A 25,207-nucleotide genomic window follows, 5' to 3' on the forward strand; every position below is an offset into this window, starting at 1 on the left:
TGGCCCAGCCATGAGCGTCACGGCACTCAGGCCCAAGGGCAGCCGCCCGCGTGGTGGCGAGACGGCACGGGGCGCGACTCCAGCGGCATCCAACAGCAGCGGCCAGCCCAGTGCGGCCGCACCGCGAGCGCTGAGCGCCTTCTACGCGGCGCCGCCCGCCTTCACGCTGGGCGGTGCGCTCCAGGCCAAAGTCGAGGTGGGCGAGGCCGGCGATCCCTACGAGCGCGAGGCCGATGCGGTCGCCGACCGCGTAGTGCAGGGCGCGGCGGTGCCGGAGATCTCGACCCTGCCGGCCCAAGGACTGGCCGGCGCGCCGCAGACTAAGGGAGGGGGAGACGACCTGTCGGCCGAGCCAACCCCGTTGCAGCGCCAGATCGAATCCGGCTCCGCCGACGGCGAGACGATCCAGACCCAAGCATCGACGCCGACGGAGTCCGAGCAGGAGACTATCCAGGCCAAGTGCGAGCAATGCGCGGCGGCCGAGTCACCGCACGAGATGGAGGTCCAGCCCAAGGCGGGCGGGAACAACGACAGCCTCCAGACCAAGCCCATCCAGGGTCAGGGCGTGACGCCGGCGGAAGACCTGCCGGTGCAGAAGGTGGCGGAGCAGGAGGCGTCCCTGGATGTGCAGACCGAATCGAATGACTTAGAGGTCGCACAGACCAGCTCGGCGGATGATAAGGCAGTGCAGGCGTCACCCGGAGAGCAGGACCGGATACAGGCCGAGCTCGCCGACAAGCAGCCGCTGCAGACCGCATCCATGGACGAGGACAGCGTACAAGCCAAGTCCAGCGATGAAGGCCCTTTGCAAACGAGGGCCGAGGACGAGGACGCGCTGCAGGCGAGCGCGGCATCGGCATCGGCATCGGCAGCGGCCGGCGGCCCCGTGCCAGCCGCCGCCAGCCCTGCTTCAGCTGCCCCCAGCGCCCCGGCCGTCGCCGAGAGCGCGATCCGGGCCAGCGGTCCGGGTTCGAACCTGCACGGCGTTACGCGCCAGCGGCTGGAATCTGGCATCGGGCAGGACTTCAGTGAAGTGCGCGTGCATGAAGACCCCCATGCCCGCCGCGCCAACGATGCGCTGAACTCACGTGCCTTCACTCATGGCAACCATATCTGGCTGGGCCGCGGCGAGTCGCAGAATGACATCCGCTTGATGGCGCACGAGAGCACCCATGTGCTGCAGCAGCAGGCGGTGATTCGGCGCAAGCCGGCCGGGCGCGGCGTCGCGACCGAGAGCAACGGACAAACGCCGGCGGGCCAGGCCGGTCCGGGAACCGGCACTGAGCCGAGCACTGGGGTAGCCGGAGGGTCTGCAGCATCCGCGAGTCCGGCTCCGCCTGGAGCGGCCGCTGGGGCCTCTGCTGGGACCGGACCCGCACCCGGCGCGCCCGCCTCGGTGCAGTCCGCCGCCGGCGAGAGACCCGCCGCAGAGGCCGGTGGAGGCGCTGGTGGGGCGGCCCAGACCCCGGCGGGTGCTCCAGCCGGCGCCCAGTCTGAAGCCGGCGCTCAGGCCGGTGCTCAGGCCGGCGCTCAGACCGGTGCGCCCGCGCCGGGCGGTCCGGCTCCGACGCCGGAGGGCGGGGGCGAGGAGCTGCTCATGCCCGAGCCGCCCTCGGGCCTGTCGGCGAGCGAGCGCGAGCGCATCCAGGGCGTCGAGGACCAGGCGAGCGCCGCGACCGAGGCCACCGAGTCCATGCCCTCGCCGGACGAGACGGTGGACGAGGCCCGGGGCGCGGTCGAGGAGCCGGAGGCCGAGACCGCCGCGCGCGCGGCCGGCGAGCTGACCGCGACACTGGGCGAGCGCGCCGCCCCCAGCCCCGAGATCGAGGATCTCTGCGAGCGCATCCGCGAGGTCATCCGCAGCAAGCGCCCGCCGGACGAGGAATCGCTGGTCAAGTTCGATCCGCGCGCCGCTGCCGAATCCGCCGGCGGTCAGCTGACCTCCTCGGTGGAGGGCGACGCCGAGCGGGTCCAGGGCGACTACGAGGAGTTGGATCAGGAGCCGACGGGCACGCCGCAGCAGCAGGCGGCACCGCTGGAGACACCGCCGGAGCAGGTCGAGACCCCGCCGGTGAATGCGACCCAGGCGGTCCCGGACGCGGTCCCGGCCGAGGACGTCTCGCTCGACGCCGACGTCGCGGCGCAGGGTCAGCGGATGGACGACGCCGGGATGACCACCGAGCCGGCCGAGCTCATCGAGGACCCTGCCAACCCGGTGGTGCAGGCGCGCGAGGCCCAGGGCGATCTCGGCGCGGTCGCCGAGCGCGCCCCCGCCGAGGTGCTGGCCGAGCAGAGCGCGGTACGCGATCAGGCGCGCGGCGAGATGCAGGGCCTGCAGCAGCGCGCGCTCGAGGCATTGCGCACCAGCCGCGCCGGCACGGCAGGCGAGGTCGGCACGGGCATGGTCGACCTGGGCACGACCGAGGAGGAGATGCGCACCAACGCTGGGATCGAGGCGCGCCGCATCTTCACCGAGGCCAAGAGCCAGGTCGACGGACTCCTGAATCCGCTGCCCCGGACCGCGATGCGTCGCTGGGAGACCGGCATCCAGGTCCTCTCGACCCGTGTTGAGCAGCAGTCCACCGAGTTCAACCGCTGGAAGGAGGAGCGCTATTCGGGCGCCGGCGGCACCGCGCTCCAGGTGGTCGAGTATTTCACCGGGCTGCCCGATTGGGCGATCGAATGGCTCAACGGCATCGAGCGCAGCTTCGGCGACGACGTCTGCGACCTGATTCGCGAGATCTCCACCGAGGTCAACTCGGTCATCGCGACCTGCGAAGAGATCATCGACACCGCGAATCGCCAGATCGAGGCCGTCTTCGCCAGGCTTCCAGCGAGCCTGCAGGAATGGGCGGCGGGTCAGCAGGCGGGCTTCAGCGCCCAGTTGGAGGGGCTGCGCGAGCGCGCCAACAGCACCCGTGAGAATTTCAACCGAGACCTTACCCAACAGGCGGCGCAGTCGGTCCAGCAGGTGCGCGAGAGCATCCATGCGATGCGCCAGGAGGCCCAGGGTCTCATCGGGCAGATCGGCGCGGCCATCGAGCAATTCGCCGAAGATCCGGCGCGCTTCATCATCAACGGTCTGCTCAAGCTGGTCGGCATCTCGCCTGGCGCCTTCTGGGCGCTGGTTGATCGCATCGGCGAGGTGATCGAGGACATCGCCGATGATCCGCTCAGTTTCGCCAACAACCTAGCCGCCGCGCTCGGGCAGGGCTTCCAACGCTTCTTCGACAACTTCAGCAATCATGTCGTCGGCGGCTTCTTCGACTGGCTCTTCTCCGGGCTCGGGGCCGTGGGTGTGCAGATCCCGAGCGATTTGTCGCTCAGCAGCCTCATCACCTTCTTCCTGCAGCTGATGGGCATCACCTGGGCGCGGATCCGCGGGATCCTGGCCCGGCACATCGGCGAGGAGAACGTCGCCCTGCTCGAGAAGGCCTACGAGCTCATCGCGACCCTGGTGGAGCAGGGCGTAGACGGCATCTTCGCGATGATCGAGCAGCAGCTCGATCCGCGCGCCATCCTGGACGCCGTGCTGAGCGCGGCGGTGGATTTTCTGATCGACGCGCTGATCTCGGCCGTCACCCCGCGCATCATCGCGATGTTCAATCCCGCCGGTGCCATCGCCCAGGCGGTGGAGGTCATCTACCGCATCCTCGCCTGGGTGTTCCAGAACGCCGCGCGCATCTTCAGTCTGGTCGAGACGGTGGTGAACGGCGCCGCCCAGCTCATCGCCGGCAACACCAGCGGTATGGCAGCGGCGGTGGAAAGCGCACTCGCCGGATTAATCTCGCCGGTGATCGACTTCCTGGCCGGCTTCCTCGGTCTCGGCGACCTGCCCGATCGCATCGCCGACACCATCCGCGGTTTCCAGGAGATGGTGCTCTCGGCGATCGATCGGGTGGTCGCCTGGCTCGCCGAGCGGGCGCGGGCGCTGTTGCGGGCGTTGGGGGTTGGTGGCGATGAAGAGGAAGAGAAGGAGCCAGAGGAGCTGGATCCATCGGATCACGTGGCGGTCGCGAACCGGATCAAGCGCGATCTGCAGAGCGCGGAGGGCACCGATGGCGACTACGACGCGGTGCGTAGCGCGAAGGAGCAGCAGGCAGCAGCGCTCGAGATCCGATATTCGCAGGTGCTGGAGGAGGGCATCGGTGTCAGCATTCACTTCAATCCGAAGGGGAGCGACGAGCAGGACGAGGATATCGACTTCGAGGTGATCATCGCCCCAAACACGACGACAGTGGACGGCAGTGTCGGTTTGGGCGGTGCCGGGCCCGTGGAGGAGGTCTCTGCCGGGTCCTGGATCAAGAACTTGGGCACCAATTCCTACGAGCGGGTGGCCAGCTCTCGGTCCGTCGTGCGCAGAGGCGCCGGGGGCGATGTGCGGCCGGTGAGCTTCACGACCGATATTCCGGATGGAGGCGGCTCGGGCTCGCACCCGTACAGTCAAGAGGGCACGGGTTGGGAGCGTACGAGTTTTTCGCACGGCTCAAGCTATGTCATGCCGAATGGCAGCGGTGCGAGCTTTTCACTCAAGCCTCAGTATCAAGGAGGCTCGACGATACGCTCGCTCTTCTATTCCGATTCGAGCTCCAGCCGAAACACTGTGAAGAATGCCAAGCTGCCGGGATTGATTGATCCGTCCGATCAGACCAAGTTCCTCAGCGAGGCACCGGCCCAGCAGGAGGCGAGGTTCGGGTTCCCTGTGCAGAACGGGAAGGCCGTCGTTCCGGTCTCCGAGGCGTCGCCGGACCACGATCCTCCCATCGCAGATCACTGGACTAATCACCAGGGGAACATGTCGGCCCAGAGTACACGCGAGAGCTGGAACACGGCCTCTAGCAGCTACAAGATCATCTCCTGGCCGCTGAACCGGAGCCTTGGAAGCAGGGGAGAGACCTATACCGACGAGGTAGGGATCAATTTCCGCGGACCTGGTGAATGATGCGCAAACCCTCCATCCAAAACGGCGGAAGAAATGACCCAAGACGAGAGCGATAGCATGAGCGATCCCGAGCTGGCAAAGACCCTCTGGACCGACGAGACCGGCAAGCGATGCTTCCTGATCCCCGATGCCCAGGAGCTTCCACCAGGCGATTTTGCCTTGCGTACGGCGGCCGGTCGCGAGCGGAAGGTCCACCCCGACGCCCTGACATCCTTCGAGGTCAGCACCGAGGAAGGCGTTGCCTGGACGAAGGCGCAGCTGGGGACGGTCGTCGGGCTGCTGAAGTCGGGGCTCAAGGCGAGGCTGCTCGGTGGCGAGAAAGGCGAGCGGGCAAGCGCGGATGAACAGGGCGACGACGCTCGTCGAACCAGCCCCACCCCCGGCATGGACCTGCTCGCTGACATCACGGAGACCCCAAGGGAACGCTTCGACGGCGATGGTCGGGCGGTGGCCCGGGCGCTGCGGACCTATCTCGAGGACGTGGCCGAAACCACGATCGATGCCGTGAGCGGTGAGCCCGAGAGAGAGCAGGGCGCGCGCCAACGCATGCGTAGCTGGGCCGAGACGCTGCGCGCCCATGGGATCGCCGCTCCTGAGGTCGAGGACCCGGACCGCTCCTCAGAAGATGCGAGCACAAGGACTTCGCCGGAGGCCGAGCACAATGAGTCGCACGCCAAGACCCCAAAAGACGATTCGCAAGGCCGATCCTGATCACCAGGTGTAAACCTCTCGTGTGAGGTCAGAGCCATCCGAGCTTCCAAAGCACCCAAGGCTGATTCGGGTAACGCCCGATCGGACCGGTTAGCGGACTTCCGCGATCGGCATGCGGGCGAGACCATCCTGGTCTGCGGCTGCGGCGCGTCCCTGAGCGCGCTGGAGCGCCCTGAGGACTTCATCACCATCGGCGTCAATGACGTCGGTCGCAAGTTCGATCCCACCTATCTGGTGGTGCTCAACCCGCGCCGCCAGTTCAAGGACGACCGCTTCCGCTATATCGAGCGCAGCCGGGCGCAGGTGCTCTTCACCCAGCTCGATCTCGGCATCCGCCACCCGCATGTCGTGCGCTTCAGGCTGGGCCGTCGCGGCGGGACGGATTTCTCCGATCCCAACGTGCTGCACTACACGCGCAATTCGCCCTATCTCGCCTTCTGCCTGGCGATTCACATGGGAGCGAAGCGGATCGGCCTGATCGGTGTGGACTTCACCGACCATCATTTCTTCGGGCGCACTGGGCCGCATCCGCTCGGCTCCCAGCTCGCAACCATCGACCAGGAGTTTGGCGGTCTAGTCACCGCCTGTGCCGACCTGGGCGTCGAGGTCTATAACCTGGGCGAGCACAGCCGTCTGACGTCTATTCCCAAGCTGTCGCTGGCCGAATTCAGCGCGGACCGGGTCGCAGTAGGACCAGGCTCGGAGGGACAGACCTCCAAGGCGCCGCGCCTCTTCATCGTGCACTATCAGTTCCTGTCCTGCGGGGACGTGATTACTCAGGGACTTGCCGACGCCGCGCGCGCGCTGGATATCGAACACCGGACCGCGTCCTGCGACGATCCGCGGCTGCCGGTCCTGGTCGAGCGCTTTGCGCCGGATCTCCTGCTGGTGATCCACGGACGCACCTTTCGACAGCGCTGGGGGAGGCGCTTCGCGGGCTATCGGTCGGCCGTCTGGCTGGTGGACGAGCCCTACGAGGTCGACGACACGGTCCGAACGTCGCTTCTCTTCGACAGCGTCTTCCTCAACGATCCATCCACCCTGTCGCGGCACGAGAACGCCCACTATCTGCCGCTGGCCTACAACCCTCGCGTGCATCAGCCGGAGTCGGGTCCGAAGCACTACGAGGTCGGTTTCATTGGCGGCTACAACGCCCGACGCGAGCGTTTCCTCTCGGCGTTGGCCGAAAAGGGGCTCCTCTCCTATGTCGTCGGCGGACCCTGGAAGTCGGCCGTGCTGCGCGGCCTCTGCCTGTCGGGCAATGTCCCGCCGGCCGAGACCAGACGTCTCTATCAGCGCACGCGGATCGTCGTCAATCTGTTTCGCGAGCAGCACCATTACAACCGGGAGCGAATCGCGCCTCATTCGCTGAATCCGCGCGTCTACGAGGCGCTCGCCTGTGGCGCCCTGGTGGTGTCGGAGGAGCGTCCGGAGCTGCTGGAGCGCTTCCCGGAGCTACCGCGTTTCACCGATCCGCAGCAGCTGGTCTCGGTCACGGCAGCGCTGCTGCGGGACCGGGAGCGGTGCGAGGAGCTTCTGAAAAAGTCAACCGAGAGGCTGGCCGGTCACGGCTACCCCGATCGGCTGTCCACCTTGCTCGCGGCTGCCGTGCCAAGGCTCGCATCTCAGCCACTCCAGTCGATCGAGTCACGGAGATCCAATGAGGTGACGCACCGCTACGACATCCTGATGGTGGTCCACAACGGGCTCGCGATGGTCCAGCTGTCGGTCCTGCGCACACTGAGATCGATCGATGCCGCGCGGGCGCGTCTGTGCGTCGTTGACAACGCCTCCGATGATGGCACCGAGGTCTGGCTCGAATCGATGGCGCGGCGTGGCGACATCCATCTCATCCGCGAGCCGGCGAACATCGGTCACGGCCCCGGACTGGAACGCGCCAGGCGTGCGACCGGGGCGCCGATGATCCTGACCCTGGACAGCGACGCCTTTCCACTGTGCGACGACTGGCTGGCCCGGCTCGACGCCCTGCTGAAGGACAAGGTCAAGGTCGCCGGCATCGGTCATCACCGCGGCTACATCCATCCCTCCTGTCTGATGATCGCGCGCGACACGCTGGACGCGCTCGGACTGACCTTCCTCAATGAGAAGGACCGCCCGAGCCGTTTCGATGTCGCCGAGCGGATCAGCGCCGAGGTGAAACGACGCGGATTCGAGATCGAGGCCCTGCCCAGAACCGGCGCGCAGTGCCGAGGGAGCCGCTCGGAGCCCGTGTATCTCGGATCGACCTACGCCGATATCGTCTACCACCAGTGGTACAGCACCCGGGCCATCCTCGCGGCCGGCAAGGACGTGGACGACGTGCCCAGGGCCGCGCTCGAGCGCTCGCTCCAGGGCCTGCTCGACACCCATCAGGACGAGCCCCGGGAGATCACGGTCATCGTCGGCGTGCGTGTGCATCCGCGAGAGCCCGAGCGGCTGCGCAATGCGCTGGCCTGCCTGCGCGCGTTGAGCCAGCAGCGCATCGCGCGCTGGCGCTACCGCATCGTCGTTGTCGAGCAGGATGCCTGCCCGAGATGCCGCGTCGAGCTCGGACCCTATGCCGATACCTGGATCTTTGCGTTTAATCCGGGTCCCTACAATCGCGGCTGGGGATTCAATCTCGGTGCTTGCCGTCCGGCCGCCCGGTCGGGACTGCTCTGTCTGATCGACGCCGATCTGCTGGTGCCCCATGACTTTCTGGCCCAAGCGCTGGTCGCCCTGTCCCCGGGGACGCGTGCCGTGCAGCCCTATGACGAGATTCGCTATCTCGCTCCCGAGGCCACGCTCTCAGCCATCCAAGCCAGCTCCGGACCGGACGGGCATGAGACGCGTGCTGATCGGCTCGATGGCCGATCCTTCCGGAATTCATCGGGCGGCTGCCTCTTCGTCGATGCCAGGCTCTACCGTGAGATCGGTGGACACAACGAGGCGTTTCGCGGCTGGGGCCGGGAGGATCGCGAATTCTACGACCGGCTTGCCGCCAAGACCCGAATCGCTCAGCTGTCCCAAACCCTGCTCCACCTGCATCATCCGCCGGCCGCGATGGACGACGCGTCGGCGCGGGCCAACCGGGCACTCTATGAGCGCCTGCGCCATGGATCGCACATGGCAGGTATGTCCATCGGCCGGATCGACCGCTACGCGGCTGAAGCGGTCCTGCCAGGGGGCGAGGCGTCCCGATCGCCTGGCTATCGAGATTGGGAGCGCTGGTACCTGTGGCCGCCGAGCCGGCTGGATCGAATCATCTCCAACGAGCAGCGCCGGCCGCAAGCCGCGAGCGACCGTGCCTTGCTTGCGGATCTGGCCTTGGGCTACGGCGAGGAGATACTGGACTTAGGGTGCGGCGCGGGCAGCTTGCAACTCCGTCTGGCGCAGCAGCACCCCGGCGCCTATTGCGTTGGAGTCGACGTGACCGACGAGATGCTGCGCGCAGTGCGGCGTCACATCGCCGATGCGCCGCTGTGCCGGGCCGACGGCGAGCGCTTGCCCTTTGCCGACGCTAGCTTCGACGTCGTCGTCATGCGGCACATTCTGGAGCATCTGCCGGTGGCGACCATGCCGGGTGTGCTGCGCGAGGCGATGCGTGCCGCCCGCCAAGCGGTCCTGATCGCCTTTTACGTGACGCCCTCTGACGATCTGCCACGTGATACGCGTATCGTCGGCGAGGGATTCCTGGAGACGCGTTGGAACGCACGGGATCTGCTGAAGCCGATCGAGAGCCAGAGCTGGCATCTGGCACGGCGGGATGTCGGTGAGGATCTAGTCGGCGAGAGCGCAGCGATTTGGGAACTGACACCGCAAGGCGCTGCGCCGCGCCCGTCGCTTCGACAGGGCCGCGCTTCCGATGGCGACCACGCGTTGCGGGTCAGCATCATCATGCCGACCTATCGGCGTTCACATCGGCTCATGCGCGTCGTCGAGATGGTCTTGGCTCAGAGCCATACTGACTGGGAGCTGATCGTCGTCGACAATTTCGGAGATGCCGGCGATTTGCCAAAGGATGAGCGCATCCGGCTCTACCGTCACGCGGAGAAGGCGAGCTCGAGTCATGCCCGAAATGCCGGCCTTCGATATGCGCGTGGCGAGCTCCTGTGCTTCTTCGATGACGATGACGACATGTATCCGGACTATCTGGCACGGTTCGTTGAGGTGTTTCGGCAACGCCCTCGCGTCAAGCTGGTGCGGTGTGGAATGCTGGTGTCGAACGACCGCGTCAACTTCAGCTATGCAACGCCCGAATGCTGTATCCGTCGGCGCTATGCTACGCCGACCTGGGATAACAAGGGGCCGGCACAGGATCAGCGCTATTTTCGTGCGATCGTGCGCCGCCATCGCTGGTCGGAACGGCGCGGCGACATCGCCGTGATACGAAAGGCCCTCTGTCGTGCGAACACGGATGCGGTCGGCGGCCTGCGTCAAGGTGGCTACTGAAGACGATCCCAGCAGTGGTCATGGCATGGTTTTGGTCGTCTGGCTGCTCGATCGCGGTCTTGAGTCGGGTCTGCTGTGGAGAGCATGAACCGCCGGCCAGCACGATGATCAAGGCCCAAGCGTTCGAACGGCGTTGCTCTGCAGTCGCCCCATTCCCTCAGCCGCTCCACGTTCGATCCGAGTCGAGCGGTGAGCGCTCAGGCACGAACTGCTCGCGATCGATCTCGTACTTCTTCAGCAGCTTTCCCAGACAGCGTCGCTCCTTGTTCGCTAGACGTGCTGCCTTGGAGACATTGCCGTTGGTGGCCTGCATGAGGCGGTGAAGATACTTCCGCTCGAAATCCTGAACCAAGGCGTCGCGCATCTCGTTGAAAGACCATCGTTCGAACCTCGGCGGTAATTGAGCGCAGGGGATCATTTGGGGCAAAGCCGGATCTTCTGCGGGATCAAGCTTGATGATGGGGCGTTCGCTCAAGAGGAATTCACGGTGTATGTAGTTCTCGAGCTGCCGCACGTTGCCTGGCCATGGCTGCTGTTCCATCCAGTGCAGCGTCGCGGGATGGAACGCCTTGGGTGGCTGGCCGTATTGATCGCAGAGATTCCTCAAAAAGGTCCGAGCAATGAGACTGATATCTTCTGGTCTTTCGCGCAGGGCCGGGACCTTGAGTGTGACGGCATCGAGACGGTAGAGGAGATCTGGGCGAAAAAGACCGTCGCGGCTCATCTGCTCCAGGTCATGGTTCGTGGCGGCCAGGATGCTGCATCGACCTTCGATGTATTGATCGCCGCCAAGCTGGCGGTACCGCTTCTCTTGCAGAAAACGCAGAAGGCTCGCCTGGGCCCTGGGTTGGAGCCCGTCGACCTCATCCAGGAAAAGTGTGCCCTCGGCGGCTTGTGAGACCAGTCCGCGAGACGGCTCCTTGGCATCCGTGAAGGCGCCTCTGGCATGGCCGAAGAGCTCGTTCTCGAAAAGGCTGTCTGGAAGGCTGCTGCAGTTGACCGGTATGAACGGACCGTTGCGCCGGGGGCCGAAGTAGTGCAGTGCCCGGGCGACGAGCTCCTTCCCCGAGCCGGTTTCGCCTTGAATGAGAATGGGGGCTTGGCTACGCGCAAAGCGTTTTATTGCGTGGAGCAGCCTGGAGAATGAAGGGGATGCACCGTGCATTCCCAACGTGGTGAGTCGATCGACTTCCGCCGATCGCCTTTGCCGAGTCGGTTGCTGGGCGCCGGCACCGCTGAGTTCCTCCAACCTGCTCGAGACGTACCGGACGTCGAAGGGCCAGGATAACGCGCAATGCGGTTGGAAGCCGTCCATTTGCGAGCCGGCTCGCGGCAACTTTACAAAGATCACGGGCTGTCCGAGATCCAATGCGGTGTTGATGGCATGGCCGCAGGTGCCGTGTCCGTCCAGGATGATCACCAGCAGGTCCGTACGTTCGTGTGGGCCGGTCTCGACCCAGTCCTCGAGGCGTGAGATCCGAGTGTCGAGTCCAGCACCGATGAAGACACTCTGAATTGCGGTTACCTCTGGAATGACCTCTTGAGGTAGAAGCCAAGCCCGGCGGGCACACTCGTTCATAAGCAGTCCCCAGGGTAATATGCGGTCAGGATCGGGCAGGTACGTTGTGCCTGGGCTGGTGCTACATCCGAGTTGGTTCTCGGGATTGCTCTAAGACACGGATCACAGAATAGACTATCGATACGGTCATCGCCTCTTGGGCTATCGCCGAGCCATTGGGCCTTGGCGCATAGGATCCCCCATTGCGCGGCCTTCCGCTTAGGATGACAGGGCTGGATGCAACCGACCGCCTTTAAGCGCAACAGCGCCAGTGCGAGCTGGTCAGGGTGCCGAGGAAGGTGTGTTCACTCGGTGTCGGGGAGCGAAACGATACGGTAGTAGGCTGAGGCGCCGGCATCTTCGGCAGGCAGTAGCAGCCACGTCGGCTCGAATCCCGGTTTCGCGAACCGGGTGATCTCCCGATAGGGACCCATTGGTGCCGCTGCTCCCTGAAGTGTGTAGCGCCCGGGGATCAGTGCAAAGGTGCGCAAGACCCAACGACCGCTGCGCTGCAACAGCTCATAGCCGCCGAATGGTCTTGCTAGCGGCTCACCAATGAAGAGGCCCTGGCCGGGCATGCGAACGCTCTTCCAATAGGCCTCGATCAAGGTCGCGCCACTCAGGTAGGAGCTGATCAGGATGGCTGGGTCCGGGAATTTCGGCAGCAGATTGCAGGGTTCGACGACGGTACCGTAGCTCCCGGTCGCCCCCGCCTCGAGCCAGCGAAGGCTGCTCATCTGCCGGGTTCCGTTGAGCTGGCCGCCGCTCGAGGTCAGGTGGTCGGCCACGGCGCCGGGGCGGTAGCGATTGGTGTCGATGCCTGGCACCTGCGTTAATCCCGTGAAGTAGAACAGGACGTCTGGCTTTTGCTCGATGCGGTCGGCTTCGATACGTTCGAGCCGGACCGCGTTCCCCAACTGTTCGACAGCCGCCGCGTAACCGCGCGCGCGGACACTGCGTGCCTTGTCATGGGTCTTGACGAGATAACCCGTGCCCGGCGGCCGGCTGTTGTCGGCGGCGACGCCGCGGTCGATCAGGGCCTTTACCGCAGTGAAGTCGTCACCGGCCAGAGCCATCGTCGGCCGGATACCGTAATCGGCATAAGGGCGGGTGCTCTCAGATGCGAAGTAGCGAGTCGCTCGGGTCGGCTTGCAGCCCTCGGCGCAGAAGGCCTCGTCGTAGCCGGCGGCGAAGGCCGTCGTGATGGACAGGCAGCCGACCCGATAGGGAAGGGTCCAAGCCAGCGCATAGGCCTGGACGCCCTGGGGTGTCGCGGCTTTCACCTGCGCGTAGAGGTCTTCGAACTCGCCCGGGTCCATGATCGGGCTTCCCGGGGCGAAGGGGACCCGGATCAGGTTCTCGCTCGGAATGCCGCGGCGTTCGGCGTAGTAATGGCCAATGCGGCGACTGGTCGGATCGAGCTCGTTGATGATGACTGCGAGCTGCGCCGGCGTGATGGCTTGGCGCGGCAACAGTACGGTCGGCGCGTCGGGCGCCGTGGACTCATCCGCCCGGTTCGTCACGGATAGCGCGGCAGTCGTCAGACAGAGCGCGATGACGAGGGTCTTGCGCAAAAGGTTCCGCAGTGCCGCTCTGCGGGAACAGTCGGTTGCGGCTTGTACCCTGGTCATCGAGCCTCCTATCGGTCATGGGTGCGTGCGTCGCTGCGCAACAGCGCGGCATCAGCGGAATAAAGGTGGGTCTTACTCTCTAATCGTTGCTTCAGACCGACCGCGCGATTCAGCATCCACGACAAGACCATCCCCTTACGGCAGCGTCATCCGCACGGATCAACTTACCATCATGCACCGGTGCTGTTCCTGCTCACGCGTCGCGGCCAGCGGTCACCGCCTGCTGGATCTGCGCGACCAGCCCGGCCTCGAGACGCACCTGATGGCGGTTGAGCAGACGCGAAAACCCCTTTCGGCACCTGAGTGCGCCGCGTTGCCATTGGGGCGCAGGTGTCCTTGGGTCGATGATGAGCGCCCCGCCGGCCAACGCGTCCCCAGAGGCTAGCCGACCGGCGTGACACGCAAGACCCCGAGTGATACCTCCACTCTTTACCGCAGCCGCAGCAAGCGGAATGGTCCCGTACAGTACGGCTTTGAAATAGAGGTGGTGGCCGGAGTTGCGCGCAAATCGGTATCGCGTCACCACCCGGCTTGAGGCGAACGCGTAACCTCCGACCAAAGGCAGCAGGAAGAAAGGCACCAAGTCCATATGGCCACGAAGTTAGTCTTCGTCTTGTACTACCCTCCTTCTTTAGAAGGCTTCCGTGTAAGTCTGGGCAAGACCTTGAATTGCCGCTGGGCTTGCTCTGTGCGAAGAATATCTGAGGCACGAACATGCAGTACGCCCGCACCCGAAACCGTGAATCTTGGCCGCATCCGCTTAGCCGGTTTCGCCTCCACCGAACCCTGATGCGAAGGACCCTCTGAGGATAGGGGGCGTCTCACTTCCTCGTTCGGCATCGTCTTCATAGTAGGACTGCCTAGACGGTTTCGTTACCGCTAAGCGTAGTATGCGCCTGTGCTCTTGATGCTCTGAGAGCAGTAGGCGCTCGAACCTGTAAAAACAATCGTCAAGAACGATTGGAAAAGGTCTGCCGATTGCTTCTGACGTTCGTGGCGCGCCGATGAACGTTGACTCGAGGGGTTCTGCTGACTTCTGTCTTGCGTGAGGTTCTTCGTACCGAACAAGACTGTGAAAAGCGAGCGCATCACCAGGAGGCTGAAATGAGCGATCCCGAGATCAACATCCTGAGCGCGGAGCGGGAGGGCGAATATCGCATCCGCTTGTGCTTCGACGACGGCAGCCGTCAGACCATCGACTTTCTGCCGTTTGTGTCGCAGTCGCGGCATCCGGACATCCGCGCCTTTCTCGATCCAGGCCGCTTCAGTGGCTACCGCGTCGTATAGGGCAATCTGCTCTGGGGCGATTTCGACCTGTGCTTCCCGATCATGGACCTCTACCACAACCGGATTGGCCACCACGCAGAGGGCGAGGCGGCGGCCTGAGGGCCGCGTTGGCCGAAACACCAATGTTCGAGCAAACCGTCACGCTGCTTCTGCCCGGCGAATTCGTCTGCAGCGTCCGCTATCCAGACGCCTGGCGTTTCCTCGAGGATGAGGCCCAACGCAAGGACGTCGACCCCTTCCTCGGCCGACTCGGCCGGCGGCTGGCCAGCACGCGGTAGGGCGGCGCCTGGTTCACGGCCTACCGGCAGATCGGCGCCGACGAGCGCCGCGCCATGCGCGAGACGTTCGCCGACATCAAGCACAACCTGCGGCTGCTGGTGGGCTTCTTCGTGCACGTGATGCAGGCCCTGCGGCAGGACCTGTACCTGGCGCCGGCCAGCATCATCGAGGCGAACCGGCTCATGGCCGCCACCGACGAGAACCCCAACCTGCGCGGCGAACTCCATGCCCTGGCCGGTCTCGGCAAGGGGCCGGGTGGCGAGGGCACGCTGCGCGGGAACCTGGAACGCTTGCTGAAGAAGCTGCGCGACGACGGCTACCTGGTCCTGGCCAAAGCCCATTACGCCCCTGGGTGCCGCAGGCTGGTGGGGCGGCGCCGCGCCCTTGCCAACGCCAAAGCGTCCGTTGTGCGCGCGAAGCGCCGACACCGGCCGACACCGGCTCAGGCTGACGGTGCGGGATCAAGTCTCCTACTCTACAGCGCTGACAGCGGTATCCACCCGCCTTGCAACTCCCGCGGCGGTGCCGCCATACAACACTGCCATGCTGACGCGGAGCGGGATGGACACCTGCGCGGACTTGAGCGCCATGGCGTCGTTGATGCCGTCACCGCTGAAGCACACCGAGCGCCCGGCCGCGCGCCGTTCTTTGACCCCATCGGCCTTGTGCTCGGACAGGGTCTGGGCGAGGCGGCCGGGAGCCTGATCACCGCCGCGGGTCGGCTTCGGCTTGCGCCGCGCCTGAAGTCGGATCATCGGCCACGACGGCCAGCCCTCGATTCTGCCTGGTCTGATACAGGCGACCCGCCAGCTCCTGACAGCCCGTCATTCGTGGGTCTGTGCTGGGTGAGTTGCCGGCCTGATTGCTGCGGTGGGGCACGCCCGCCTGTGCATGTCGGCCCGAGCAGCGTACGCTTCTCGTACCTGGATACGTTGTCCGCGGCCCACGCATGATCGACTGGCACCGCCTCTTCGGCCTCGCCCTCATGGATCTCTTCGCCGGCACGCCCTACGCGGTGGAGTTGGAGAGGGACCTATCGGTCAGGCAGCAGTTTCTCGACGTGGTCATCCTGCGTCGTGGCGACGGCGTGCTCAACGAGCGCCTGCCCGACGGGCTCGACAACCTGGCCGAGCACAACCTGCTGACCTACAAGTCCCTGCACGAGCCCCTCGACGATTGGGCGTTGAAGGAGCTGACGGGCCACTATGTCAACTACCGCAAGCAGACAAGGGTAGGGGCTGAGCTGTTGCCGGAGGACGCCTTTCGGCTCTACGGGGTGGCGACGCGCTTTCCGGCGAAGCTCGCGGCCGAGGTGGCCCTGGCACCGCTGATGCCAGGCGTCTACCGCAGCGAGCGGGGCACGGATGCGATCCGCATCGTAGTCTTGAATGAGGTCGCCGAGGCCGAGCACAATGCCCTGTGGCACCTGTTCAGCGCCGTTGCGGAACGGGTCGACTGGGGTGCGGATCACTATCGCGGGCACACGCCGGAGATTGCCGCCGTCAAGCGCCAGCTTGCCGCCCGCTACCGGTTGGAGGGTCTTGAGATGTCGTACACGTTGGCCGATTTTCGTCGCGATGTCGCCCGTGAGTACATCGCCGAGCTGTCGCCGGAAGAGCGCCGGCGGCTGATTGAGGACATGTCGCCCGAGGAGCGCCTGCGCGGCCTGCCGCCCGAGGAGCGCCTGCGCGGCCTGCCGCCCGAGGAGCGCCTGCGCGGCCTGCCACCCGACGAGCGCCTGCGCGATGTTCCGCCCGAGGAGATGTTGCGCGCCTTGCCTGCCGATGCGCGCGCCCGGCTGAAGCAACTGCTGGCGCGGGACAATCCCGATGACACCACGGACGGCTGACCGTCCAACGTCACTCATGTTCGGTCGCTGGCCCCTCGTGGGCAGCAGCTCGGTCACCTACGCCTCATCGGGTAAGGCGCTGCGCCGGAAGTCGCATAACCGATGCGCTTGCCGGCCCGGACACGCTCGCCGCCATCGCCCACCGCCGGCGCCGGCTGCTGCCGCCGCACCAACGGCAGGATGCTGTTGACCAGTCCCGCCGCGGTGCCGCCGTAGAACACTGCCATGCTGACGCCGAGCGGGATGTGCAGCAGATAGATGCCGGCGATGTTGGCGACACCCGGCGCGATGCTGACCAGCAGGTTGCGGCGCATGGTGCGCTCGAAGTCGTGCGCCAGCTCGAACAGTGGCCGCATGGGGGCGAGGCTGCCGCCCATGAAGATGACCTGCGCCGTGTCCGTCGCTGCGGTGGAGGCGCCCTTGAGCGAGATGGACACCTGCGCGGACTTGAGCGCCACCGCGTCGTTGATGCCGTCGCCGACGAAGCAGACGCAGCGCCCCGCCTCGCGCAGCCGGCGCACGTGCGCGGCCTTGTCCTGCGGCAGGGTGCCGGCAAAGTACTGATCGACGCCGAGCCGGGCCGCGACCTGGCGGGTCGGCGCCTCGCCGTCACCGGAGATGATGCAGATCTCGATGCCGCGGGCGTGCAGCCAGGCCACCAGCGCCCGCGCCTCCGGCCGGATGCTGGGCGCAAGCTCCTGGATGCCGGCGACGGCGTCGTCGATGCCGACATAGACCAGCGCATGGCCGGTGTCGCGGGCCTCCTCGGCGATGGCCTCGGCGATGGCCGCGGCGCCCGCCGGCAGCCCCAGCCCTTCACGCTGCATGAAGCGCGCGCTGCCGGCGCGCACGGTCCGACCCGCCACCTGCACGCGGATGCAGAAGCCGACGGCATAGCGGCTGTCCTCCGGCACCTCGGGCGTGAGGCCGAGCGCCGCGGCCTTGTCCTGAATCGCCCGCGCCACCGGATGCGTCTGGCGGTGCTCGGCGCTGGCGGCGAGGCCGAGCACGCACGCCTCGTCGTGGTCGCCGAGCAGATGCACGCGGGCGACCTCCGGCTGCTCGGCGGTGAGGGTGCCGGTCTTGTCGAAGACCACGGAGTCCAAGTCGCGCAGCGCGTCCAGCACGCGCCCGTCCTTGATCAGGATGCCGCGGCGGGAGAAGAGCTGGAGATAGTTCAGCACGCTGATGGGCGCCAGCGCGATCATCTTCAGCATGATCGGCTCCACGCCCTGGATCGGCCGCATCAGCGCCGCCGGGGCGATGCCCTCGCGCATGGCCAGCAGCAGCCCGGCCGCCACGGCATAGCTGGCGACGGTGTAGATCGCTCGCCCGCGGCCGAGATGCTGATCGGTGAGCCCCAGGCGTTGCGGGGTCACCCGGCCGCTGGTGTGGTTGCCGCGCACCAGGATCACCGGAATGCGCCGGTGCAGCGCGACGAAGAAGGGGATGTTGCCGACGGCGGACTCGGGCATCACCACGGCGCGCACCTGATCGGCGGTGAGCCGCTGCTCACCGACCCGGTGCGGTGCCGTCGCCGGGATCAGCCCCGGCGAGCGCGACAGGCCCCGCACCATGGAGCAAAGGAAGGCGCTGGAGATGAGCTCGGCGCCGTCGCGCGGGTCGCCCAGGGTGCCGAAGCACGTGTGCGCGGCCTCCAGCAGCAGCGGCGAGTGGGCCGCGGTCATGCCGAAATAGCTGGTGGCGGTGTGGGTGAGGATGGCCTCGGCGGAGCCCCAGGGGTCGGGGATGGGCTCGCCGCGGTAGTAGGCCTCGCGCACCGGCTGCGGCACGTCGATGGAGGAGACCACACCGACGGCACGCGCGCCGCTCGCATGCACGTGCCCAAGCGCATCGAGCAGCGCGCCGAGGTCGCCGTACTCGCCGGTGGCATGGCCGTGCTCGGCATAGCGGCTCTCGGTTCTCGGGACTCACCGCACCGGCGCCATCGACGCATTTCGGCAACACCTCGGCGAGGATGGTGAAGACCCGTTCGCGCAGTTCAGGCGTCGTGTCGGTGTGCTGAAGGCCGCGCAGCAGGCGCGGGATGTCATCCTTCGCGTTCAGGCGCTGAATATATTATCTGGGCCGGGCAGAGCCCGCGATGGACGCTTCGATGTTGACGATGCTCGATCAGATGCTGTTACTGCTGCATGCGGCCCTGATTGTCTTCAACCTCACCGGCTGGATATGGCGCCGCACCCGGCGCGCGCATCTGCTGGTGATCGGGCTCACGTTCGGCTCCTGGATCGGACTCGGCGCATGGTATGGCTGGGGCTACTGTCCGATGACCGACTGGCACTGGCACGTCAAGGCCGCCTTGGGCGAGACCGGGCTGCCGGCCTCGTACGTCAAGTACTACGCAGACGCAATGACAGGCCGGTCATGGAACGCGGTTCTGGTCGACGCCTGGGTCGTCGGGCTGGCGTTGATGGCACTGGTCTTCTCGGTTCGGCTCAACTGGCGCGATTGGCGGCAGCAGCGACGGGGTATCGCTACCGCGACCCGGTGCCCCGATCGAGCCAGAAAGCGGGGCGGGACCTAATGCAGCGACGCGTTCCACTTCATCGGCGCGCTTCACGCGGGCAGCAAGGGGATTGCCGAGCACCCGCTCGATGAACGCCGGATAGCGCTGGCCATCTCGCCTACGCAGGGTCTCGACCGCGTCGGCAACCTCTGCCGGAATCCCAGCCTCATCGCTCCATTTCCGACCTTTCTACCCTGAGATTACGCAATGCGAAGCGCACATGTGTACGCTTTAATCGACGTCATCCAGCCGCCGCCCGCCACCAGAGGAGCCTCCGGATGCCTGCTCGCCGCCGTGCGCACCGGATCGCCTTCGATCCTGGCGCGCTCTACTTCAAGCCCTACGGACGACAGGGACGCCACCTCGAGACCCAGGTGCTCGGTCGCGACGAGCGCGAAGCCCTGCGCCTCATGGATCTGGAAGGGCTCTATTCACCCTAACCCCCTGACCTCGACGAGCTGTCCTGATGCGATCGAATTACGAGACCTTCTTTGACCACCCGCGCTTCGCGCTCGTCGGCCGTTCGGCGGCCAAGCCGTTTCCGCTGCTGAGCTATCGCGGCCTCAAGCGACACGGCAAGACCGTCTACGCGGTCGATCCCAGCGCCCAGGAGATCGATGGCGATCCGGCTTATCCGGACCTGACGGCCCTGCCGGAGGCGGTCGAGGCCCTAATCATCGAGGCGCCGAAGCAGGAGACGCGCGATTGGATCGCTGCCGCGGCACAGGCGGGCATCCAGGATGTCTGGGTGCATATGGCCCACGACACCCCGGAGGCCATCGCCCTCGCCGAGGAATCCGGGATCAACCTGCGCACCGGCACCTGCGCGGTCATGTACGTCACCCGTGGCCTGAGCTATCACAGCCTCCACAAGGCGATCATGAAGTTGGCCGGGAAGTACTGAAACAGGCCGTTGGGACGCAGGTCTCAACGGGTCGATGATGAGCGCCCGCCGGCGAGCGCGTCTCTTCGTCTTGTACTACCCTCCTTCATGCAGTACGCCCGCACCCGAAACCGTGAATCTTGGCCGCATCCGCTTAACCGGTTTCGCTTCCACCGAACCCTGATGCGAAGGGCCCTCTGAGGATGGGGGGCGTCTCACTTCCTCGTTCGGCATCGTCTTCATAGTAGAACTGCCTAGACAGTTTCTTTACCGTCAAGCGTAGCATGCGCCTGTGCTTTTGATGCTCTGAGAGTAGGCGCTCGAACCTGTAAAAATAATCGTCAAGAACGATTGGAAAAGGTCTGTCGATTGCTTCTGGCGTTCGTGGCGCGCCTATGAACGTTGACTCGAGTGGTTCTGCTGACTTCTGTCTTGCGTGAAGGATCTTGGCATCTTTTGCTGACGCCGCAGAAAGGGTTCATCGCGCCAGCGAGCTCGAGTGAAGGAAAGCGTCAGTAGCTGATTGAATTGGTGGAGCCGAGGGGGATCGAACCCCTGACCTTCGCATTGCGAACGCGACGCTCTCCCAGCTGAGCTACGGCCCCAGGAACTGAGTTGGTGCAGACATCGGTCAGGATAAGCAGGGCGCCGGGTAAGGTGGCCCAACCGACGGCGGGGTTGAATGTTAGCACCCTTAGCCTACGTTGTGACAAATCCGATCGCCGCTGCGCTTCCCGCAGCACCAGCCTTCCGAGCCCCAGTCTAAGGTGTTTGCTGTGCTCGATTCGAAGCCGTTACTCTTCCCGTCCGCGTTTCCCCGCATTGCACGCCGTCAATTGCGCACGCTGCAGGTCAATCTCGGTTATCGCTGCAACCAGTCCTGCGTGCATTGCCATGTCGACGCCGGACCCAAGCGGTCCGAGGAGATGGACGCCGAAACCATGGAGGCTGTGCTGCGTTATCTGGCGCAGGGCGGCGTTGAGCTGTTGGACATCACCGGCGGGGCGCCGGAGTTGAATGCGGTGTTTCGCCCGCTGGTCATCGGCGCGCGCGAGCTCGGGGTGCATGTGATGGATCGCTGCAACCTGACCATTCTCGACGAGCCGGGACAGGGTGATCTTGCCGACTTCCTCGCCGCGCATTCAGTCGAGGTCATCGCATCCTTGCCGTGCTACCTGGAGGAGAATGTTGATCAGCAGCGTGGGAGCGGCGTGTTCGATGCCAGTATCCGGGGTCTGCGGGCGCTCAATGCCCGCGGCTACGGTGATGCCGAAGGCGGGCTGGCGCTCAACCTGGTCTACAATCCAGTCGGCGCCGCGCTGCCGCCGGCGCAGTGCGCGCTCGAGGCTGATTACAAGCGCGAATTGGCGTCGCGTTACGGGGTCCGCTTCAACCGTCTGCTGACCCTGGCGAATATGCCAATCCGTCGCTTCGGCAGCTGGCTGCAGTCCACGCGGCAGTTCGACAGCTACCTGGCGATGCTGAAGGAGGCGCACCAAGACGCCAACCTGGATGCGGTGATGTGCCGTGACCTAATCAGCATCGATTGGCAGGGCTTCGTCTACGACTGCGACTTCAATCAGATGCTCGATCTGCCACTCTCGGTGGATCAGGGCGAGCGTCTGCACATCCGCGAGCTCGCTTCGCCTGATGCGCTCGCCGGCCGCGATATCGCGGTGGGCGATCATTGTTACGGCTGTACGGCCGGGCAGGGCAGCAGCTGCGGCGGGGCACTGAGCTGAGCGCCGACAGCCGACCGCGCTCGAACGGGTTAGCACTGAACCAGCCGAACTCGAGCGATGGTTGCCGCTGAGGATCTGCGCTTTCCGCTTGCAAAGATCCTGATCTTCGCCAAGGCGCCCGTGCCGGGCGCCTGCAAGACCCGGCTGATCCCGGCCTTGGGTCGGGAGGGTGCGGCACGGCTGGCCGGTGAGTTGTTGATCTCCACCGTTGAACGGGCCTGCGAGACCCGGCTGGCGCCGGTCGAGCTCTGGTGCGCGCCCGACACGAGCCATTCGCTGTTCCGACAGCTCGCCGGGCGCTACCCGCTGTCGCTTCAAGCGCAGCGCGGCACGGACCTCGGCGAGCGCATGGGCGGAGCCCTGAGGGTTGCCTTGGCCAGTGCGGAGCGTGCGGTGTTGATCGGGACGGATTGCCCAGACCTGGATGCGGCCTATCTCGAGCACGCATTGGACGCCTTGGGTGAGGTGCCGGTCGTGCTCGGGCCGGCCGCTGACGGCGGCTATGTGCTGCTGGGCGTGAACCGGGATGCCGCGGCCGCCCTCGATGCTCTGTTCGCGGTCATGCCTTGGGGGAGCGATAGCGTAGCGGCAAAGACCCGGGAACGGATCAGGGCCGCAGGCTTGCGCTGGGCGGAGCTGGCGACTCTGGTCGATATCGATCGGCCCGAGGACCTGGCACGCGGGCACGAGCGAAATCAGACCTTTGCGCAAGTCAAGCGGGCGTTTTGATAGCGCTTCTAAGAGACCCTATCAAAACAGCCGCTTGACCCGGGCAACCTCCTGATCGATCTGGCTACAGGGGCATTCTGTTACCGTGAAACAATAGGGGTGATCGTCCTCTTACCCGCGGTGGCCGGCCGCCAGGGTCGTGAGGGCCTCGCAGCCGTATCGGGCATTCGCTCAGGGCCTCTAGGTGGGCTGGTGCAGGATCAGTTCGAGCACAAGCTTGGAGCCGAAGTAGGCGAGGATCAGGATGCCGAACCCGCTCAGTGTCCAGGAGATCGCCTTCCGACCGCGCCAGCCCCAGAGTCGCCGACCAAGCAGCAGGCCGCCAAACACCATCCAGGCGAGCACCGAGAGCACGGTCTTATGGACCAGGTGCTGGGCGAACATGTCGTCGAGGAACGCGAAGCCGCTTAGCAGCGCCAGCGTGAGCAGGATGAAGCCGATGCCGAGCATCTCGAACATCAGGTCTTCCATCGTCAGCAACGGCGGCAGCGCGCGCACGAAACCGCCTGGCCGACGATTGCGCAGGTAGGAGTCTTGAACCCAGAGCAGGACGGCCTGGACGCTGCCCAGCGTGAGCAGGCTGTAGGCGAGCATCGACAGCAGCACATGCAGCTTGAGCACCCAGCTCGTGGACTCGCCGAGGAATGGGGCGCTGGGGTAGAGCATGTCCAACAGCACCGTCAACGCCGCGAGCGGCAGCACCACGAGACCGAGGTTTTCGATCGGCTTGCTCAGGCTAGACAGCAGCAGCGCTGCGACCACGGTCCAGGCCGCGAGCGAGAGCGCATTGAAGAACCCGAGATTGAGCCCTGTATGGCTGAAGATCGCCATGTAGAGCAGCCAGGTGTGCAGCGTCAGCCCGGCATAGGCGAGCCCGAGCGTAAAGCCGCGCAGGCGCGCCGTGTTGGTATCGGGTTGATGGGTGAAGAGCCTCCAGCCGATCAGGGAGGCTGAGCCGATGTAGGCAATCAGGGTAGCGATCGAGATGACGACGTTGTTCATAGTCTGCGATCATCGCACAAGCACAGAGGGCTGCAAACGCATGCGAGCAGGCGTCGGGGCGCATTCCATCCAATTGGTCGCGCCGCCTTGATATAGGTTAACAAACCGCCTCCTTGCGCGCGTTCGATAGATCGGCACCCAGGTTTACCGCCGCCCGGAATCGGCCCGTGGGCCGGGGCGGACCGCATCGAGAGACTCAGCATGTTCGACAATCTTCAGGAACGCTTCGGCGAGGTCCTCAAGGGTCTGCGTGGGCAGGCACGGCTCACTGACGACAATATCAAAGATACCTTGCGCGAGGTACGGATGGCCTTGCTCGAGGCCGATGTGGCGCTGCCGGTTGCACGGGGCTTCATCGACCGTGTCCGCGAGAAGGCAGTCGGCGCCGAGGTCACCAAGAGCCTGACACCCGGCCAGGTGCTGATCAAGATCGTCAATGACGAGCTGGTCACGCTGATGGGCGAGTCGAACGAAGGGCTTGACCTACGCGTTCAACCGCCCGCAGTGATCCTGCTCGCGGGCCTGCAGGGCTCCGGTAAGACCACCAGCGCCGCCAAGCTGGCCCGCTACCTCAAGGAGCGGATGAAGAAGAGCGTGATGGTGGTGAGCTGTGACATCTATCGCCCGGCGGCGATCGATCAGCTGCGCATGGTAGCGGAAGAGGTCGATGCCAGTTTCTTCCCGAGCAACTCGCAGCAACGGCCGGTCGATATCGCGACCGCGGCACTCGATGCGGCACGCCGTCAAGGCAAGGACGTGCTGATCGTCGACAGTGCCGGCCGGCTCGCGATCGACGAGACCATGATGCAGGAGATCAAGGACCTGCACGCCGCGGCACAGCCGGTCGAGACCCTGTTCGTGGTCGATAGTATGACCGGTCAGGATGCGGCCAAGACGGCGCGCGCCTTCCATGATGCCTTACCGCTCACCGGCGTGGTGCTGACCAAGATCGACGGCGATGCCCGCGGCGGTGCGGCGCTCTCGATCCGCGAGGTCACCGGCAAGCCGATCAAGTTCCTCGGCGTCGGCGAGAAGACCGATGCCCTGGAGCCGTTCTATCCGGACCGGATCGCCTCGCGCATCCTCGGCATGGGTGACGTGGTCTCGCTGGTCGAGGAGATGCAGCAGAAGGTCGATCAGGACCAGGCCGAGAAGCTGGCGAAGAAGATCAAGAAGGGCAAGGGCTTCGACCTGACCGATTTCCGCGATCAGCTCAAGCAGATGAGCTCGATGGGCGGCATGGCCGGCCTGCTCGAGAAGCTGCCCGGCGCGGGCCAACTGCCCGAGCAGATGAAGAGTCAGGTCAACGACAAGGAGGTCGTCAAGCTGATCGCGATCGTCGATTCGATGACACCGATGGAGCGCGCCCATCCGCAGATCATCAAGGGCTCGCGCCGCCGGCGCATCGCGATGGGCTCGGGTACCCAGGTTCAGGACGTGAACAAGCTGCTGAAGCAGTTCACCCAGATGCAGAAGATGATGAAGAAGATGAAGGGCGGCAACATGGCCAAGATGATGAAGCAGATGCAGGGCCGTCTGCCTCCCGGTATGGGCGGGATGGGCGGTATGCCGCCGGGCGGCGGCTTTCCGCCAGGCGGCGGCTTCCCGATGTAAGGCGGCTGCGATTCCCGATGGC

The 25,207-nt window shown here is 65.5% G+C and carries 17 protein-coding genes, 1 tRNA gene and 1 pseudogene; 13 read left to right on the forward strand and 6 right to left on the reverse strand.

Annotation, left to right across the window (positions count from 1 at the left end):
- Positions 1 to 10 precede the first annotated feature (10 nt).
- The 3 genes from CKO40_RS09260 (at position 11) to CKO40_RS09270 (ending at position 10,084) form a co-directional block, all read left to right on the forward strand.
- Complete coding sequence (locus CKO40_RS09260) at positions 11 to 4,942, forward strand: eCIS core domain-containing protein (RefSeq protein WP_200345924.1); 4,932 nt, start codon at positions 11 to 13, stop codon at positions 4,940 to 4,942.
- A 57-nt stretch (positions 4,943 to 4,999) separates the two neighbouring features.
- Complete coding sequence (locus tag CKO40_RS09265) at positions 5,000 to 5,653, forward strand: type 1 periplasmic-binding domain-containing protein (RefSeq protein WP_200345925.1); 654 nt, start codon at positions 5,000 to 5,002, stop codon at positions 5,651 to 5,653.
- A gap of 234 nt (positions 5,654 to 5,887) precedes the next feature.
- On the forward strand, positions 5,888 to 10,084 hold the full coding sequence (locus tag CKO40_RS09270; RefSeq protein ID WP_200345926.1) for a glycosyltransferase: 4,197 nt from the start codon (positions 5,888 to 5,890) through the stop codon (positions 10,082 to 10,084).
- A 157-nt stretch (positions 10,085 to 10,241) separates the two neighbouring features.
- Here the strand turns inward: CKO40_RS09270 and CKO40_RS09275 are convergent, their stop codons facing one another.
- A complete protein-coding gene (locus CKO40_RS09275) occupies positions 10,242 to 11,663 on the reverse strand; it encodes a sigma-54-dependent transcriptional regulator (RefSeq protein ID WP_200345927.1) in 1,422 nt (473 codons plus the stop codon).
- 284 nt (positions 11,664 to 11,947) lie between these two features.
- Positions 11,948 to 13,216, reverse strand: coding sequence for a TIGR03790 family protein (locus CKO40_RS09280; protein WP_242476934.1), 1,269 nt, complete (start codon positions 13,214 to 13,216; stop codon positions 11,948 to 11,950).
- Positions 13,217 to 14,377: 1,161 nt separating this feature from the next.
- On the opposite strand from CKO40_RS09280, the gene CKO40_RS09285 reads away from it, so the two are divergent.
- From CKO40_RS09285 to CKO40_RS09300, 4 genes are all read left to right on the forward strand, one after another.
- Entirely contained in the window at positions 14,378 to 14,560 is a 183-nt protein-coding gene (locus tag CKO40_RS09285) for a hypothetical protein (protein WP_200345929.1), read from the forward strand.
- Positions 14,561 to 14,682: 122 nt separating this feature from the next.
- The gene (locus CKO40_RS09290; protein WP_200345930.1) at positions 14,683 to 14,838 is read left to right on the forward strand and encodes a hypothetical protein; all 156 of its coding nucleotides are present in this window, start codon (positions 14,683 to 14,685) and stop codon (positions 14,836 to 14,838) included.
- A 54-nt stretch (positions 14,839 to 14,892) separates the two neighbouring features.
- Positions 14,893 to 15,792, forward strand: coding sequence for a hypothetical protein (locus tag CKO40_RS09295; protein WP_200345931.1), 900 nt, complete (start codon positions 14,893 to 14,895; stop codon positions 15,790 to 15,792).
- The gene (locus tag CKO40_RS09300; RefSeq protein ID WP_200345932.1) at positions 15,789 to 16,688 is read left to right on the forward strand and encodes a magnesium transporter; all 900 of its coding nucleotides are present in this window, start codon (positions 15,789 to 15,791) and stop codon (positions 16,686 to 16,688) included. Before CKO40_RS09295 ends, CKO40_RS09300 begins: the two co-directional genes overlap by 4 nt.
- Positions 16,689 to 16,741: 53 nt before the next feature.
- Here the strand turns inward: CKO40_RS09300 and CKO40_RS24900 are convergent, their stop codons facing one another.
- Positions 16,742 to 17,965, reverse strand: coding sequence for a heavy metal translocating P-type ATPase (locus CKO40_RS24900; protein ID WP_338074157.1), 1,224 nt, complete (start codon positions 17,963 to 17,965; stop codon positions 16,742 to 16,744).
- A pseudogene (locus CKO40_RS24905) lies at positions 17,948 to 18,595 on the reverse strand (DUF3326 domain-containing protein); the annotation flags it as partial. The pseudogene CKO40_RS24905 and the gene CKO40_RS24900, both read right to left, overlap by 18 nt.
- A 197-nt stretch (positions 18,596 to 18,792) precedes the next feature.
- On the opposite strand from CKO40_RS24905, the gene CKO40_RS09310 reads away from it, so the two are divergent.
- The 3 genes from CKO40_RS09310 (at position 18,793) to CKO40_RS09320 (ending at position 20,119) form a co-directional block, all read left to right on the forward strand.
- A complete protein-coding gene (locus CKO40_RS09310) occupies positions 18,793 to 19,233 on the forward strand; it encodes a DUF2784 domain-containing protein (protein WP_200345934.1) in 441 nt (146 codons plus the stop codon).
- Between the two features lie 260 nt (positions 19,234 to 19,493).
- The gene (locus CKO40_RS09315; protein ID WP_200345935.1) at positions 19,494 to 19,655 is read left to right on the forward strand and encodes a hypothetical protein; all 162 of its coding nucleotides are present in this window, start codon (positions 19,494 to 19,496) and stop codon (positions 19,653 to 19,655) included.
- 26 nt (positions 19,656 to 19,681) lie between these two features.
- Positions 19,682 to 20,119, forward strand: a complete 438-nt coding sequence (locus CKO40_RS09320; protein WP_200345936.1) for a CoA-binding protein — start codon at positions 19,682 to 19,684, stop codon at positions 20,117 to 20,119.
- A gap of 508 nt (positions 20,120 to 20,627) precedes the next feature.
- Here the strand turns inward: CKO40_RS09320 and CKO40_RS09325 are convergent.
- Positions 20,628 to 20,703 (reverse strand) — tRNA-Ala (locus CKO40_RS09325).
- A 171-nt stretch (positions 20,704 to 20,874) separates the two neighbouring features.
- On the opposite strand from CKO40_RS09325, the gene arsS reads away from it, so the two are divergent.
- Together arsS and CKO40_RS09335 are read left to right on the forward strand one after the other, a co-directional pair.
- A complete protein-coding gene (gene arsS / locus CKO40_RS09330) occupies positions 20,875 to 21,840 on the forward strand; it encodes an arsenosugar biosynthesis radical SAM (seleno)protein ArsS (protein ID WP_200345937.1) in 966 nt (321 codons plus the stop codon).
- 57 nt (positions 21,841 to 21,897) lie between these two features.
- Positions 21,898 to 22,569, forward strand: a complete 672-nt coding sequence (locus CKO40_RS09335; RefSeq protein WP_200345938.1) for a TIGR04282 family arsenosugar biosynthesis glycosyltransferase — start codon at positions 21,898 to 21,900, stop codon at positions 22,567 to 22,569.
- Positions 22,570 to 22,749: 180 nt separating this feature from the next.
- On the opposite strand, the gene CKO40_RS09340 is transcribed toward CKO40_RS09335, so the two are convergent.
- The gene (locus CKO40_RS09340; protein ID WP_200345939.1) at positions 22,750 to 23,571 is read right to left on the reverse strand and encodes a cytochrome C assembly family protein; all 822 of its coding nucleotides are present in this window, start codon (positions 23,569 to 23,571) and stop codon (positions 22,750 to 22,752) included.
- Between the two features lie 201 nt (positions 23,572 to 23,772).
- On the opposite strand from CKO40_RS09340, the gene ffh reads away from it, so the two are divergent.
- Complete coding sequence (gene ffh / locus CKO40_RS09345) at positions 23,773 to 25,185, forward strand: signal recognition particle protein (protein ID WP_200345940.1); 1,413 nt, start codon at positions 23,773 to 23,775, stop codon at positions 25,183 to 25,185.
- Positions 25,186 to 25,207 lie beyond the last annotated feature (22 nt).

The organism is Halochromatium glycolicum (genome assembly GCF_016584085.1).
GTDB classification, from domain to species: domain Bacteria; phylum Pseudomonadota; class Gammaproteobacteria; order Chromatiales; family Chromatiaceae; genus Lamprobacter; species Lamprobacter glycolicus.